General features: G+C 33.6%; 17 protein-coding genes, 1 pseudogene and 1 other annotated feature. Of the genes and pseudogenes, 4 read left to right on the plus strand and 14 right to left on the minus strand.

Annotation, left to right across the window (positions count from 1 at the left end; all coding sequences use genetic code 11):
- Position 1: 1 nt before the first annotated feature.
- The 5 genes from DM800_RS01000 to DM800_RS01020 all read right to left on the minus strand — a co-directional run bounded on the left by DM800_RS01000 (position 2) and on the right by DM800_RS01020 (position 4,590).
- Entirely contained in the window at positions 2 to 934 is a 933-nt protein-coding gene (locus tag DM800_RS01000) for an aminoglycoside phosphotransferase family protein (protein ID WP_098856781.1), read from the minus strand.
- Positions 935 to 1,075: 141 nt separating this feature from the next.
- Complete coding sequence (locus DM800_RS01005) at positions 1,076 to 1,711, minus strand: HAD family hydrolase (RefSeq protein WP_141540980.1); 636 nt, start codon at positions 1,709 to 1,711, stop codon at positions 1,076 to 1,078.
- A gap of 105 nt (positions 1,712 to 1,816) precedes the next feature.
- Positions 1,817 to 2,404 carry a YpjP family protein gene (locus tag DM800_RS01010; RefSeq protein ID WP_001134418.1) on the minus strand — a complete coding sequence of 196 codons (588 nt, stop codon included), beginning with the start codon at positions 2,402 to 2,404 and terminating at the stop codon, positions 1,817 to 1,819.
- Between the two features lie 283 nt (positions 2,405 to 2,687).
- Positions 2,688 to 3,887 (minus strand): ABC transporter permease, encoded by a 1,200-nt coding sequence (locus DM800_RS01015; RefSeq protein ID WP_147786227.1) that lies wholly within the window; start codon positions 3,885 to 3,887, stop codon positions 2,688 to 2,690.
- On the minus strand, positions 3,880 to 4,590 hold the full coding sequence (locus DM800_RS01020) for an ABC transporter ATP-binding protein (RefSeq protein ID WP_073518496.1): 711 nt from the start codon (positions 4,588 to 4,590) through the stop codon (positions 3,880 to 3,882). The genes DM800_RS01015 and DM800_RS01020 overlap by 8 nt, the downstream gene beginning before the upstream one ends.
- A 153-nt stretch (positions 4,591 to 4,743) precedes the next feature.
- Between DM800_RS01020 and DM800_RS01025 the strand changes: the two genes are divergently transcribed.
- Together DM800_RS01025 and DM800_RS01030 are read left to right on the plus strand one after the other, a co-directional pair.
- Complete coding sequence (locus DM800_RS01025; protein WP_147786228.1) at positions 4,744 to 5,175, plus strand: GNAT family N-acetyltransferase; 432 nt, start codon at positions 4,744 to 4,746, stop codon at positions 5,173 to 5,175.
- 29 nt (positions 5,176 to 5,204) lie between these two features.
- The gene (locus DM800_RS01030; RefSeq protein WP_147786229.1) at positions 5,205 to 5,732 is read left to right on the plus strand and encodes an HAD-IIIA family hydrolase; all 528 of its coding nucleotides are present in this window, start codon (positions 5,205 to 5,207) and stop codon (positions 5,730 to 5,732) included.
- Positions 5,733 to 5,789: 57 nt separating this feature from the next.
- On the opposite strand, the gene DM800_RS01035 is transcribed toward DM800_RS01030, so the two are convergent.
- From DM800_RS01035 to DM800_RS01060, 6 genes are all read right to left on the minus strand, one after another.
- A complete protein-coding gene (locus DM800_RS01035; RefSeq protein WP_048540883.1) occupies positions 5,790 to 6,230 on the minus strand; it encodes a GNAT family N-acetyltransferase in 441 nt (146 codons plus the stop codon).
- Positions 6,227 to 6,700: an SAM-dependent methyltransferase gene (locus DM800_RS01040; protein WP_087982557.1), complete on the minus strand. Its 474-nt coding sequence runs from the start codon at positions 6,698 to 6,700 to the stop codon at positions 6,227 to 6,229. Before DM800_RS01040 ends, DM800_RS01035 begins: the two co-directional genes overlap by 4 nt.
- An 87-nt stretch (positions 6,701 to 6,787) precedes the next feature.
- A complete protein-coding gene (locus tag DM800_RS01045; protein ID WP_147786230.1) occupies positions 6,788 to 7,486 on the minus strand; it encodes an aspartate/glutamate racemase family protein in 699 nt (232 codons plus the stop codon).
- 145 nt (positions 7,487 to 7,631) lie between these two features.
- On the minus strand, positions 7,632 to 8,834 hold the full coding sequence (gene eutG / locus DM800_RS01050; protein ID WP_088063241.1) for an alcohol dehydrogenase EutG: 1,203 nt from the start codon (positions 8,832 to 8,834) through the stop codon (positions 7,632 to 7,634).
- A 52-nt stretch (positions 8,835 to 8,886) separates the two neighbouring features.
- On the minus strand, positions 8,887 to 10,326 hold the full coding sequence (locus tag DM800_RS01055; RefSeq protein WP_147786231.1) for a GntP family permease: 1,440 nt from the start codon (positions 10,324 to 10,326) through the stop codon (positions 8,887 to 8,889).
- Positions 10,327 to 10,682: 356 nt separating this feature from the next.
- Positions 10,683 to 11,348, minus strand: a complete 666-nt coding sequence (locus tag DM800_RS01060; protein WP_147786232.1) for an HAD family hydrolase — start codon at positions 11,346 to 11,348, stop codon at positions 10,683 to 10,685.
- Between the two features lie 188 nt (positions 11,349 to 11,536).
- Here DM800_RS01060 and DM800_RS01065 point away from each other — a divergent pair, with 188 nt between their 5' ends.
- Both DM800_RS01065 and DM800_RS01070 read left to right on the plus strand, forming a co-directional pair.
- Positions 11,537 to 12,334: a lipid II flippase Amj family protein gene (locus DM800_RS01065; protein ID WP_087982567.1), complete on the plus strand. Its 798-nt coding sequence runs from the start codon at positions 11,537 to 11,539 to the stop codon at positions 12,332 to 12,334.
- 24 nt (positions 12,335 to 12,358) lie between these two features.
- Positions 12,359 to 12,934 (plus strand): nucleotidyltransferase family protein, encoded by a 576-nt coding sequence (locus tag DM800_RS01070; protein ID WP_087982569.1) that lies wholly within the window; start codon positions 12,359 to 12,361, stop codon positions 12,932 to 12,934.
- A 38-nt stretch (positions 12,935 to 12,972) separates the two neighbouring features.
- Here DM800_RS01070 and DM800_RS01075 read toward each other — a convergent pair whose 3' ends face one another.
- The 3 genes and pseudogenes from DM800_RS01075 to DM800_RS30020 all read right to left on the minus strand — a co-directional run.
- Positions 12,973 to 13,887, minus strand: coding sequence for an alpha/beta fold hydrolase (locus DM800_RS01075; protein WP_087982571.1), 915 nt, complete (start codon positions 13,885 to 13,887; stop codon positions 12,973 to 12,975).
- 36 nt (positions 13,888 to 13,923) lie between these two features.
- The gene (locus DM800_RS01080) at positions 13,924 to 15,264 is read right to left on the minus strand and encodes a sodium-dependent transporter (RefSeq protein WP_088609117.1); all 1,341 of its coding nucleotides are present in this window, start codon (positions 15,262 to 15,264) and stop codon (positions 13,924 to 13,926) included.
- 116 nt (positions 15,265 to 15,380) lie between these two features.
- Positions 15,381 to 15,629 (minus strand) — a binding site (T-box leader).
- Between the two features lie 99 nt (positions 15,630 to 15,728).
- Positions 15,729 to 15,891: pseudogene (locus tag DM800_RS30020) on the minus strand (PepSY domain-containing protein); the annotation flags it as partial.
- Positions 15,892 to 16,251: the final 360 nt, after the last annotated feature.

The raw sequence follows: 16,251 nt of genomic DNA on the forward strand, positions 1-16,251 counted from the left end.
TCTATTTCATCTTAATCTTCTCTGGTTGAAACCAAATTGGCTTTAATGACTCAAAGTCTTTATGATCTTCTAAAACGATAGTAAGACGCTCTAACGTATCCTCTAACATATGTGGTGCTGCTCGTAAGGACCACACAACTGATGAGAAAACTGTCATGCCAACGTACACCGCATATAAGTTCCAGAACTCCTCTGGTATTCCCCCATTAAAGTAGCCTTCTATTTGTCCGATTGAATACGGAATACTAATGTCTCTTGCAAATAGTGCAATTTTTACGAAATCATGAAGTGGGTCACCCCAATCATAACCATTAAAATCAACAACACCTACATATTTCGCATCACGTACAATTATATTTTCTAAATGAAAATCATCGTGTTGAAATCGATTTGGGCGGTTCTTTAAATATATTCCATTTTCGTCTATAAACTTTATGATTTTATCATCATTTTTTATTTTTATTCCACATGTTTTATATGCCTCTACATATTTTCGATGTTTTTCCATTGCTCTTTCATACCATGGAAGGATATCCTTAGGAGCTTCATATGTATGCATTTTTGCTAAATCTTTTCCTGCTTCTATACCAATATCATATTGTTCTTTTGGTGTATATGTAGGCAATAGTTTCTTCGCATCTTCCCCTTCTAAATATGAAAAAATACCATAGCATAAGTCTTCCTCTGCCAATAAACCCATTTCAATTGGTTTTTGAGCTTGCACACTACGTTTTTGCATTTCATTTAAAATTTGAAACTCTATTTTCTTTCTTTCATACTCTTTTATATCGCCTGTCCGTAATAAATATTTTTCATTATTCGCTTTCGTAATGATATATTTCTTATCAGGTGAGAAACCTTTAGAAATTTCTTCAATATTAACTGCATCTTTTACTATCTGTATATTGTTTTGCCATGCTGTAATTGTTTTCATTTTTATTCCCCTTACATTTCTACATTTGGTGTATACGCTACTTCTACAATAAACCCATTCGGATCTTAAAAAGAAATGGACTCCTCTAAATCCGATACCCAAAATTCAATATGATGAATAGCTGATTGAAGTGTATTCATATTAAGAATATGCCCCTTGTACTATTTGCACAATTTCCATTGGTGTATTGACCATGTAATCTGGTGCATCTTTTTTCACTGTTTCAATAACATCATATCCCCAAGATACCCATATTACATTCACCCCAGCCTTTTTACACGCTGCTACGTCTCGCTGTTCGTCACCGACGTATAACATATCTTTCTCTGTTATTTTTTTCGATTTTAAAAATCTTTTTATCATTTTATCTTTACCGAACAAATTTTTAGAACAATATACCTCTTGTATATTTTCTATATCATTATTGTGTAAAAATGCCCGAATATGCTCTTCTGAGTTAGAAGATATAACGGCAATTCCGTATCCTTTTTTATGCAGTTCATCTAATACATCCTTCATCCCATGAAACAAAATAAGATCTTTTATAGCGGGTTGATACAATTTATAAAACTCCAGCGCTAATATCGGTAGTTTATACAATGGTACATCAAGTTGTTTACATCTCTCTGGCATCGTTAATTTACGTAAATACTCAATTTCTTCTTCCCTTACCGTTTTATATCCATGCTTTTCAGCAATTTGATTATAAATTGGTACAAATATATTTTGTGAATCTACTAATGTGCCATCAAAGTCAAAAACAATATATTTTTGCATCCCCATACTCCCTTTGCTTCTTTTTCTAAACCTATCTTATTCAACACCGTAGTTGTCTAAACCTTCTATATACATAAAAAAGAACAAGATTTTCTCTTGTTCTTTTTAAGAAAGCCACTTTGGCGGTATATTCGTATTCCAATAAATATTCCCTAATTCATGGTGTCCTGAGTACCCATCATCAAAACGGTGATAGTGGAAATTAAAATAATAACCATCTTGCGGTGGATGATCTCTTCTTACATGAAATCGCAATAAGTCATTTCCTGATTTCGTGTCATACACATGAAAAATCTTTTCATTATTTCCGCCAGCTGGTCTTTGAGAAATCGCTAATGATTGCAATGACTCCTCTGGCACATCACTTGCAAGCTCAGCAATTGCCTCTTCAATTTTCGGTAATATTACATCTTTAAACTCATCTTCAATTACTGGACCAATTTTAGTGCCAAACTTTTGCATTGACTGCTTCTCTGCTTCTTGCATTGCGTACGTAATAAAAGTATCAGTGGTTAACCTGTCATTCGTTTCTTCATATGTATAGGACGTACTCTCCAAATTTTGTTGCCCAGCTGTGCTCGTAGGCTTGTCCGCAGCTTTGGCATTATCAAGCAATATGGAAGGAGGCGTCACTAAACCAAATGTAAATACGGTAATTAATGCGACTAAGGTTTTTCTAAACCAATTTGGCATGTATGTTCCCTCCCCTTTCACTCATTATATTTTATATAACGGTTGTTCCTTCTATTATACAAAATGATTGTAATTTTTGCACTTTACAATTTTGTTAACGTTCACATATTTTTCACTTGAATATGAAATTGTAAGATTTCATACAATATAAATACAACAACAATGAGGAGGCAATCCGATGACTTTAGATGTCATGTATTCCGCCGCAAGCATACTCGTTTTGGTATATTTTCTTTATCAATGCGTAACAGATTAAAAAAAGAGCCATTTTTCGGCTCTTTTTCTATGGTAAAAATACAATCCAACCAATCCATACTATAAAAATAATCCCGGCAATTACAGCTAGTAATAAATAAAAATGAGAAAGTATAACTATTCCATACAAAAGCAGTACTGGAAGTAATAAATAGCGATCGGCCTTCCATCTTAACAATAATAATTTTCCTTCATCACAATATAGATGGAGAAACATTTTTTTCGTAAATTCATTCCAATAATCGCGCGCATAACGAGAAATTCCAACTAAAGCAAATGCAAGAATAATAGCTGCAATCCACCTCGGACTCATAATAATACTGACGGTGCTTATACATACAATTTGAATATAAAATATTCGTGCACTACTTGTACGGAAAAATTCTTTTAAAAAGGATTCAACAATACGAGATTCCTTTTTCTTCCCTAAAAACTTTTTAGAACGCGGAAACATCCACGGTTTTTTATTCGAACTACTCGGTTTAGCTGTATGACCACCAACTTGCATAATCCCACTCGTCCAGCGCATACTTTCTTCTTTCTCTTTCTCAACTTCTTTAAAAAAGCAATTTTTATAATTCAATTTTTCTTTTCTCAACCCGATAATTAGAAAAACTGCTAGACCGATACTTAGTATAGAATAAACTGGATTTGTATAAATAAGAAACAGACTCAATCCAAAAAAGGTTAAACTTATAGAAAAAATTACATTTTTTATAATCCATAGTAGCCATCGTTTCCCCACACGTACATGAATAAATCTCGTTAATAACGACAACAGAAATCGAAATACAGTAAAAAATATCCAAAATAATACGACTTGTATTTTCGTCACTCCGATACTTTTCATCAACACTGGTAACATAGTAACTACTACTATTACATTCGTTATAGCTATTCGAATAAACGTATATGTCATACCATACTGGATTAACTTTTGCATGTGAGCGGGATACGAAATTAAAAATAAACTATCTGCTTGTTCAAAAAATGAACGAACTCCTCTTGAATATGTAATCACATAAAATGCGAATAGACCTAATCCGAAATAAACTGTCTCTCCCATCGATAATTCTTCTATCCATAGTGAACGATAATAAATCCCCATAAATATAAGTGCTGGAATAATAATATATAGCGCAACTGTCCAATCAGTTATAGAACGTATGGACTTCCATTTACGCCTCAGTTCATGACGCAATCTTTTATAAAATTGTTGTTTAATCATGCTGTTCACGCCTTACGATTACATCAAAGCAGTCTAATAATGAACTCCCTGGCATTTCTGCTAACGCTTGGATAGATTCTAGATTTCCATCTGCGACTAATGTACCTTGTGAAATGAGTAAAAATCTCTCACAAATTCTTTCAGCTGTGTCTAATACGTGCGTACAAAGTAATATACCTGCGCCACGTTCTTTTTCTTTATATAAATAACTTAAAAACTCTTTCGTAGCTACTGGATCTAAACCGATAAAAGGTTCATCAATGATATAAAAATCTGGTTCAGTTAAAAATGCCAAAATGAGCATCGATTTTTGTTTCATACCTTTTGAAAACTTTGATAAATACTCATGTTTATGTTTATCCATTCGAAACATATGTAATAACTCTTCTGCTTTTCTTTCCCAGCTTCCTACTTCGTTCTCGCGAGCAGCCATTAATAGTTCGATATGTTCCCAAAGCGTCAAATAATCATAATATGTCGGGTGTTCCGGCACGTATGCATAAGGATTTTTCTTTTCACCAAATGATATTTCACCATTCATATTTACAAGTAAACCGAGCATCGTTTTAATCGTCGTACTCTTCCCGGCACCATTCGCACCAATAAGTGCAACTAATTCACCTTTTTCAATTGAAAAGGCAATATCATGAATTGTCTTTTCCCCTATATCATATCCGGCAGAGCGAATATTCACTTCTAACATACATTCCCCTTCTTTCCATTTCCAATACAATCAAGGAAAAGAATAACATATAACCATCTATATATCATTATAAAATATTTATTTTCATAGCAGGAATACATACTTTTTAACAGAATATTTAATGTTTGATTACATTTAATTGGAGTGGATAATATGTCTTTTCAGATTCGTGAAGCTACGATAGACGATATAGATGCACTTTGTTCTTTAACAACAGAATTAAAAGGTTCCTCTATTTCGTATGAAGATATGAACAACCGATTGCAATTCGTACAAATGAGTCCCTTTGATTTTTTATATGTTTATGAGGAAGAAGAAACCATATGTGGATTACTTGGGTTTCGTATTCGTGAAAATTTAGAAGATGTAACTCGTTATGGGGAAATTTCAATTATTAGCATTGATTCTACAATACGACGAAAAGGCATTGGGCAAGTATTAATGGATTATGCTGAGCAATTAGCAAAGACACATAATTGTATAGGCACATGGCTAGTCAGTGGAACAAAAAGATTAGAAGCACATCCTTTTTACAAAAAATTAGGATATGAAGTGAATGGATATCGATTTGTGAAACATTTTTAAACTACTTATAAATGGAAAGGACTATAACTATGACAAACATCGAAGCTATTTTTATTGATCGTGACGGTACAATTGGTGGTGACACTACCATACATTATCCAGGCTCTTTTACATTATTTCCTTTCACAAAAGCAGCTCTGCAAAAACTAAAAGCTCAAAATATAAAAATTTTCTCTTTCACAAATCAACCAGGTATCGCAGATGGGATAGCAACTGTAGCTGATTTTGCACAAGAATTAGAAGACTTCGGTTTTGATGATATATACGTATGTCCTCATAAACACGGTGATGGTTGTGAATGCCGTAAACCAGGTACAGGTATGCTGCTGCAAGCAGCTGAAAAACATGGGCTTAATTTAAAAAAATGCGCTGTAATTGGTGATCGCTGGACTGATATCGTTGCAGGCGCAACAGTACATGCGACAACGATATTAGTTCGAACAGGCGCTGGATATGATGCTTTACATACGTACCGAGACAAATGGGCACATATTGAACCAAACTACATTGCAGAAAACTTTGAAGATGCTACAAATTGGATTTTAAATCAACAATAATACAAATTAAAAGAGACGTTTTCACAATGAAAACGTCTCTTTTAATCTTATATTTTTTTAAAACGTTAATTCATAATGGAAATAACGATTATCTCTCAAATAACCATTTTCAGCATATAATCGCTGTGCTGATAAATTATCAATCTCCGTTTGTAATTTTACACCTTTTGCACCATTTTCTAATGCAAATTCTTTAGCAGCTTCTAATAATTTTTTACCTGTTCCTGCTCCGCGCTTAGTTGCTTGTACAAATAAATCATTTAAAATCCATAATTCTTTCATCGAAATGGAAGAAAATGATGGATATAATTGTGTGAAGCCAATATATTCGCCGTCTTCAACTGCCACAAAAATAACGGATTCTTTTCTCTCGATTCGACTTCGCAAAAATACTTTTGCTCCTTCTAAATCGGAATCTTGTCTATAAAACATACGATAGTTATTAAAAACTGATGCTAGTCCATCTAAATCTGCAATTGTTGCCTCATATATTCTCATTTTACTCCATTCCCCTTCCAATACTGTCTCATTATATCCGTTGCCCATTTAGGCTGTACAATTTCTTCTTTCGGCATAAACTCTTTCATTATCGGCTTTATATCCAATATAGGTGTGCCATCAATAGCATCTAACCCCTCAACAATAATTGATTTACCTTCTCTTTTGATCACCTTTACAATTGTTGCTCCTATGCGATTCGGACGATTTTTCCCGCGCTGTGCAAAAATGCCTACTTTAGGATAATCATTATTATTTCTAGGATGTCTAGCAAAATATTGAATTTGTTCATCAGTTACTTTATGAAAATAAAAAACAACTTCAATATGAGAAAAATCTTCAATCCCTTGTATACTTTCCTCAGTATATATTTCAGTTAAAGTAATATAGGATCTTACTTCTCCCCACTCATCATCTTTTATTTCCTTTCTTTCATTATGTACAAATGCGATTGGTTGAACTGAAAACATACGCATTCCCCCTTAAATGTAACCACTTACATTATAAAGTATTTTCAGAATGTTTTCCACAAACACGAACTAGGTTACATAATATAATTATGATCTATTTCGTAAAGCGAAATTAACTGCTTCAACTGCATGTATATAAGTTGTGTCGAATATCGGAACTGATACGTCTTCCTGCTTTATTAATAATCCTATTTCTGTACAACCTAATATAATTCCTTGGGCCCCTTCTTGTACTAGCTCTTCTATAACTCTTTTATAATACTCTCTAGATTGAGATGTTATCTTTCCTAAACATAATTCTGTATATATTACTTCGTTTATCTTTTCTCTATCCTTTTCTGATGGAACTATTACTTTTATACGATTCTCTTCTATGCGTAATTTATAAAAGTCTTGCTCCATTGTATATTTAGTTCCAAGCAAACCAACCCTTTGAATATCTTTCCTTTTAATTTCTTTCGCAGTTGCATCAGCGATATGTAAGACTGGAATATGAATATTCTCCTTTATTTTCTCAACTACTTTATGCATTGTATTTGTGCAAATAATTATAAAATCTGCTCCTCCCCTCTGTAACGAATATGCCGCATTTCCTAATATTTCTCCTGCTCCATTCCAATCTCCGTTAGATTGGAATCGTTCAATCTCTTCAAAGTCCACACTATTAATCATACATTTTGCTGAATGTAATCCTCCCAATCTCTCTTTTATTTCTTCATTTATGATTCGATAATATTCAGAAGTTGATTCCCAACTCATACCACCAATTAAACCTATTGTTTTCATTACACACACCCACCTATACTGTTTTTTAAAACTAATCACAACATTTTATTATGTATATTATACACAATAAAACAAGACTTTACGTTTATAATATAAAGTCTTGTTTTAACTATTTCCAAGGAAATTTTATAAGAATATTCTGAAATTATTTTTTTGATGTTTTTATAAAATCTTCATATTGATAATGAAAACATTCTCGATACAACTGTTTAATTTCATCATATGATGGCACACGTGGATTATTTGCTGGACTTCCACTTTCAATTGCATCTGATGCCATTTTAGAAATAGCTGTTTCAAATTCAACTTCACCAATTCCGTATTCTTTTAAATTTGGAATACGAAGATCAAAACAAAGTTTTTTTATTTCCCTCAGCGTGTAGTCGGCTACTTCTTCATCACAATAGGAATACAAATCTTTATTTAAACAACGTCCAATATCCGCTAGTCTTTTTACTGCACTAATTTTTGTATATTGTAAAACTGTAGGTAATAGTATTGCATTCGATATACCATGTGGTACATGAAATAACGCTCCTACCGGCCTTGACATTCCATGAACTAACGTAACAGATGCATTGGAAAATGCGATTCCAGCTTGTAAGGAAGCAATCATCATCGCTTCTCTTGCCTCCATATTCTCTCCATCCTCATATGCAATACGTAAATATTTCATAATACTTTCAATAGCGGAAAGTGCAAGTACATCGGTAAGTGATTGTGAAACTTTAGAAATATATGCTTCGACTGCATGACATAATGCATCTATCCCTGTTGCTGCTGTAATATGAGGTGGTACCGAACGCGTTAATATTGGGTCAATAATCGCTACTTGCGGTGTGAAATTTGGATGCTTCATCATCATTTTTACATCTGTTCGTTTATTCGTAATTACTGCTACACTTGTTACTTCCGATCCAGTACCAGAAGTTGTTGGGATTGCAATTAGTGGTAGCGGATCGTTGTCTATTTCCATATCTTTTTGGACATAATCTTCCACTTCTCCACCATTTGTATATAACACCGCAACTGCTTTCGCTGCATCAATACAACTTCCACCACCAATACCAATAATAAAATCACACTTTCCTTCTTTACAAAGTGTCAACGCTTCTAACACGTGTATATTTGTAGGCTCAGCATTTACTTTATTATATGTACTAACAGTAATACCTTTCGTATTTAATTGTTGTATACACCTCTCAACATATCCTAAATTCTCCATAATTGTATCCGTAACTATAAACGCTCTTTTCCCCAACTTCTTAGATTGTTCCCCCAGCTTTTCAAGCGAATTTCTTCCATATAATACGGACTTCGGCATACGAAACTCAGCAACTTCTTGCAAGTACTCCACCCCTTCTTACCCTAATTAATGTTTTAGTTTATAAAATATCGACTTAATAAATTCCTGTTGCAGTATAGAATGCAATTACTAAAAATACGGCAACCGTTTTCAAAACTGTAATGGCAAAAATATCTTTATATGACTGTTTATGTGTTAAACCTGTTACTGTAAGAATAGTAATAATAGCTCCGTTATGTGGTAATGTATCCATTCCTCCCGATGCCATTGACACGATACGGTGCATTACTTCTAATGGAATATCAAATTGATTGGCCGCTGCAATAAACTTATCTCCCATCGCGCTTAAAACAATTCCCATTCCTCCTGATGCAGAGCCTGTAATTCCAGCTAAAATATTCGTCGTTACAGCTCCATTCACTAGAGGATTTGTGAATGTGGCAGAAATGCCGTCTCTCATAATCGCGAAACCTGGAAGTGCTGCGATGACACCACCGAATCCAAACTCAGCACCTGTATTCATCGTTGCAAGTAACGCTCCACCAATACTTGTATTCAATCCAGCTTGAAATCCTGTTACTACTCGTTTCCAATATAATAATAACGTTGTTACAATACCTATAATAAGTGCTAATTCTACTGACCAGATTCCAACTACTGCACTTAATTCTACTTTTCCAAATGCTTTCATACCAATTTCAGAAAAATCAAAACCATCTGGATACCACTTCGGTATCATAATAGTAAAAACTTTATTCATTACACCTACAAAAATAAGTGGTATAAAAGCAATCACTTGCTGAACTCTTGTAATTTCAATGCTTTTAAGCACCGGCATATCTTTTTGTTCTACTTGCAAAGAAGCTGCCATTTCAGTATCCCCATCGTTAAAACCAAAATACCCTTCTCCTGCCGCCTTCGCCTTCTTACGTCTACTCTCTAAATATAGTAATCCTAACGTCAGTACAAAAATTGCCCCTACAATACCCAGTATCGGTGCAGCATAAATGTCCGTTTTAAAAAATGTTGTAGGTATTACGTTTTGAATTTGTGGTGATCCAGGTAGCGCATCCATCGTAAACGTGACCGCTCCAAGTACAATCGTTCCAGGGATTAAACGCTTCGGAATATTCGCTTGTCGAAACAGCTTAGCTGCGAACGGATATACAGCAAACACTACTACGTACACACTAACGCCACTATACGTTAAAATAGCACCCATTAATACAATCGCTAAAATTGTACGTTTTTCACCAACTAACTCTATAATTGTCTTTGCAATCGAGTCTGCAATTCCTGACATTTCTACTACTTTCCCAAATATTGCCCCAAGTAAAAATACAGGGAAATATAGTTTAATAAACCCTACCATTTTCTCCATAAAGATATTCGAAAAGAAAGGTAATACAAAACTAGGCTCTGTCAAAAATACGGCAAATAATGCAAATATCGGTGCAAATAAAATAACAGAAAACCCTCTATATGCTACAAACATAAGTAAACTAAGTGCTAATAATATAATAACTAGCTCCAATCATACCCCTCCTTTAAACTGAAAATTCAAAATTTTATTGATAAACTTCTACTAATCTTTTATTTCTGACATCCCTCCTCTTATTCATACAAATTTTTCATGCTAAAAATGTCTAATTATAAGTATTCGATTACATATGAAAAATCCCTTTAAACATAAAGTGAAACTTTAATCAGTGGGGGTTTTGTTCATCCCCCACTGATTATTAGTTGAACCAATCGGACGTTTACGGACAGTTGATCCCCACCTAACTTCTTTGCTCCAACTGAATTTTGAGGTGGGAGTTTTACTGTCCGTTAACGCGGGATAAACAAATTCATCGTCATACGTTATAAAGGGATTGCTAGTCTCTATATTTACTGCTTTATCAAACTATTGTCTACACAAAAATGATGTAGTTCTTTTACATCATTTACTATATGAGTTGCACCAACTCCAGTCAATTCCGTTTTACTACCATAACCATATAAAACGCCGATTGAAGCAATTTCATTATTATTCGCACCGATTATATCGTGCTTTCTATCTCCAATCATAACAATTTCTTCTTTATTTAGGCCTTCATTTGTTTGTAAAATATGAGCAATGATTTCTTCTTTTTTTATTCTCGTACCATCTAAATTACTTCCAATGATATCTTCAAAATAAACCGTTAATTGAAAATGATCTAGTACTTGTTTTGCAAATACAATAGGTTTTGAAGTTGCTATAAATAATCGATTTCCGGTATCTTTTAATTGTTTTAAAAGATTTGGAATACCCTCGTAAACATTATTTTCTAACAATCCACGCTGCTTTAAATACTCTCTAAAATAAAAAACAGCTCGTTCAACTTCTCCTTCATTCATATTATATCTCTCTACGAATGATTGCTGGATGGGTGGACCAATAAATGAATCTAACTCGCTTACATGTAATTCTTCAATTCCAACCTTTTTTAATGCATATAATACTGAATTTATAATTCCTTCTTTCGGATCCGTCAATGTTCCATCTAGGTCAAATAGAAATGTTGTGTACAAATTTAATCCCCCGCTCCTATTTAATTTACATATTATATAGAAGGCTTTTTTATGCCTACCTTTTACTATACTACCATTATTTATCTTTTCGGAAATTTCTTCTATGCCACATACGTTCAGTTACAAAATGTAATAGATATGATAAAGTAAAAAAGTTACAATTAACTAAATAGAAACTGGTGAACTAAATGTCAATTACCTTAATATTTATTCTGGCTTTCACAATTATTATCCACGCAGTCGAAACAAGTTCTTATAGTATTCGATTAGCCGGTGTTCGTTTAAAAAAGATTGTCGTTGCCTTATCCGTCGTAGGGATGGTACTGCTTATTTCAAGAACATCTAACTTACTACAAGCCTTTTTAATTGGTGGGATTGTCGATGAAGCAAAACTAGATTCTTCTATTGATTTAGAGCATATTATACGGCTCGTTCTATTATCTGCCTCTGTCGGTACACTGCTTGCGATTATTCTGTATCCAACTTTGACAAAACTATTTGGATATGTCATTCGAAACTTTGAAACAGACGGTTCTTTCATTCGAATGATGAAAACAAATAACATTCAAAAATTAAAGTATACAAAAAAATATGTACGATTTCCAAAATTAGAAATGATTCATAGACTACGTATTGGTGGTATTCCAAAACGTATTATGCTTATTAACATGTTTGCTACTGCAATTTATACAGCTGGTGTTCTTTCAGCCCTTTACGCTTCTTTTTTAAATCCAGATTATGCAACAAATGCAAGTACAGCTTCTGGACTTGTGAATGGTTTCGCTACTATTTTATTAACAGTGTTACTCGATCCACGTATTGCACTTTTAACAGAACGTGCTTTACAATCAGAAAATGGCGTTGAATCTATGAGTAAAATGTATGGTTGGCTAATGATATCTAGACTTCTCGGTACATTATTAGCACAGCTACTATTTGTACCAGGTGCTTACTGGATTTTATGGATTATTGAACTGATGCATTAATTTACTAGAAAGGTAGATTTATCAATGAATATAAAAACAGAGCAAGATATAATTCGCTTAATAGAAAACGACGAATGGATGATGGATATATTACAAATGGCAAAATCACTAGAGCTACCAGATTGGTGGATTTGCGCCGGATTTGTTCGCTCTAAAATTTGGGATACTTTACATGACTACGAAATACGAACGGCTACACCAGATATTGATGTCATTTATTTTGATCAATTACATACAGATGAGGTATATGAGCAATCACTAGAGAAAGCACTGGTAAATATGGATGCTTCTATACCTTGGTCGGTAAAAAATCAAGCTCGTATGCATGTAGTGAATAATATGCCACCGTATTCTTCTTCTGTTGATGCTATTTCTAAATTTCCTGAAACAGCAACTGCTTTAGGAGTTACACTTGATGAATTAAACAACGTCATATTAACGGCCCCATGCGGTATTGAAGATGTACTTTCCTTACAAGTGAGGCCAACAGCTCATTTTCTTGAAACAAAAGAGCGATTACATATGTACAACACTAGAGTTAATAAAAAGAAATGGCAAAACATATGGCCTAACATTGCAATCACTTATCCTAAAATCTAAAAAAGGAGCTTCTCATTATACGAAGCTCCCTTTCTATTTTATTTCAAAAACTGAATGACTATTTCCGCAAATCGATCTGCTTCTTCATAATGCGGTGTATGACCACTCTCTTCGAATACAATACAATCCCCATTTTGAGCATCTTTATTAAATATTTCAATTTGTTTTTCACACGTTACTGCATCATGTTTTCCTACAATTAATAACATTGGATTTTGTATATCTTTTATTTTTTGTAATAATGAAGTATGAACTGCTCCTTCTATTTTTAATCTATCAAAATGAATTTTGGAGCGATTTGAAAATACTTCCCACTCTTCATCACTATACAAACTCTCGTCTGTCACATCTTCCTTATAATTGTAAATCTCCATTCTATTTTCTTCTAATTCATTGCTTATTCTTATATAAGCTTCTAGCAACTCTTCTGAAGTAGCATTGCTAGATGAATAAGCGATAGACTCTTCTGCTACTTCTTCTTTTCCATACTTTTTTAATAAATGCCCTGTCTTTTGTAACAAAGCTCTACTTGTTAATGCAAAATCGAAAGTTGGCGCTTCAAATATGATTTTCTCTATTGAACTTGGATATATCGACGCATATAACAATGCTAAATATCCACCGAAAGAATGTCCAATGACAGACCATTTCTCAATTTGTAATACTTTTTTTAGTTCCTCACAGTCTTCAATCAAATCATTTAATCCAAAAGCTTCGTCCTCAGTAATTTCTTCTGAGCGACAAACACCTCTTTGATCTATCATTATTACATATAAAGAATCTTTTAAACGTTCCGCTTGATGAAATGAAAAATCATAGCAACTTTCTCCTGGTCCACCATGCAAGTATAGGACTGGTTTATTTTTAGGATTTCCATGCGTTTCAACGTATAGTTTTTCCCCTCTAATATTCATATATTTTCCTACTTCTATCAAATTCGCTTTTATGACCATCACCTTCTTTTTTACTGAATATTATAACATTTAATTTTAAATAATCCCTATTACATTTAAAAAGACGATGATTATTGCAAGTGGTGCTATAAATCGAAGTAAAAACGCCCAACAAATAAATACTTTCTTTCCATAATTTCCACCTACAAAAAACTCTGCTTCTAGTACCTTCTTTTCCATTTTGAATGAAACGAAAATACTAATAAATAGTGCACCAAGTGGCATTAGTATATTACTAGATAAGAAGTCTACTGCATCAAAAATATTCTTTCCGAAAATCGTAATATCACTCCATACTCCAAATGATAACGCGGATGGTATACCTACTAAGAAAATGCCGAAACCGATTATCCATGATAATTTCGTTCTTTTTTCTTGTTCACCATTTGCTAATGCTGAAACAACTGTCTCTAATAGAGAAAATGCCGATGTTAATGTTGCAAATGTAAATAGTGCAAGAAATACTGTTAAGAACAACCCACCGAATGGAATTTGACTAAATACAGATGGTAATACGATAAATAGTAATCCAGGTCCTTCTGTCGGCTCCATTCCTAATGAAAATACGGCCGGAAAGATAGCAAGACCTGCAAATAATGAAACAAATAAATTCAATCCAACAATTGTAACTGCTGATTTTGGTAAACTTTCTTTTTTATTTAAATACGAGCTATAGGTAACCATAATAGAAATCCCGATACTAATTGCAAAGAAAGATTGACCCATTGCGAACAAAATACTTTCTGAAGTAATCTTTGAGAAGTCTGGTTGTAAGAAAAACTTCACACCTTTCATTGCGTTATCTAGTGTTAGTGAGCGAACAATAAGAGCGACAAATAAAACGAACAACGCTGGCAACATATATTTACTTGCTTTTTCAATTCCATTTTGTACACCTTTTGATACAACCCAAATCGTAATGAACATAAAAGCGAAATGTCCCATAATTGCCCAAGTCGGATTTCCAATTGTTTCAGTAAATAATGCTCCGTAATTTTGTCCTGGAATAATAAGTTGTCCTGTTAGTCCTCTGAACAAATAAATGAATACCCATCCACCTACAACACTATAAAACGAAAGTAATATAAAACACGTTCCGACGCCAAGACGTCCAATCCAGTGCCATCCTGTATTAGGTGCGATGCTTTTAAATGCTCCAACTGCTTGTTTCTGTGTACTGCGCCCAATCATAAATTCAGCTATAAGTAGTGGTAATCCAATTAATACAGTAAATAATATAAAGATTAAAAAGAATGCTCCTCCCCCGCTTTTCCCAGCGATATAAGGAAACTTCCATATTGCGCCAAGTCCAATTGCTGATCCTGCTGCAGCCATTATAAAACCTAATTTCGAAGTCCATTGCTCCGTCTGTTTCATCTTATTTTCCTCCTAATTAAATTACTTTATATAAATAATTAAATTTTGTAAACCAATCCGAATAAACCCTCCATTTCTATTTCCATAAAATAAAAAAATGGCTCAACGTCTCTATATAAAGAGACGCTAAGCCATTTACTTAACGCGGTACCACCCTTATTGATTCCATTATGAATCCACCTTAGTAGTAATCGTTTGATTACAAACCTAATATCGAAGGTTAACCGTTAAGATTTACTAAGAATGTGATTCCGTTCCACCTTACTGCTCCTAGGCGAGTTCAGGATGTCATTTGACTATGTCACACCAACCCATAGCTCTCTGTACAAATATACGACCTTACTACTCCTATTCAACACAATTAAATATTTAGAATATATTTTCTTTTGAAATTAATATGAAGTATATCGGTTATATTTGTAACTGTCAAGGGTTATATTAAAATTTGTTGAGAAACCTTTTTATTATCCTTCGTCATCATCACCACTATCAGCAGTACCTTCTTCTGGATCATCGTTATCTTGTTGTTGCGATGACTCCTTTTGTTGAATAGCGTTATTTACCGCTGTAGTAGACGACTCCACCTGTTATTGGATGTACTCTTACATCAACCGTTAAAACGTACTTTACGATGACTTCAAAACATAATACAACCCTTTAGTTTTTCCTCTACTATCGTCATACACTGTACAAATCCATTACAGTCTATAAAATTTAACACTTAATACACTTATAAAATTATACGTGTACCAACTTATTTCTACGCTAAAACACAAAAAGCACTTGTTGCCTTTAATTGACAATCAAGTGCTTTAAGTTCATATGTTTTTAAGTAGCATAAATTTGTAAGTTTTATAGTAACAGTATGACACCTTTTATATGTCATAACAACTACTACGTTAAAACTTACGAGTTTGTACGATTTGGTTAGTTTTATGTCCATTCAATGTCTTTATATTCGTCGCACAGTAAAATGTCATCTCGCCT

The organism is Bacillus sp. AY18-3 (genome assembly GCF_008042305.1).
Classification (GTDB): Bacteria; Bacillota; Bacilli; order Bacillales; family Bacillaceae_G; genus Bacillus_A; species Bacillus_A wiedmannii.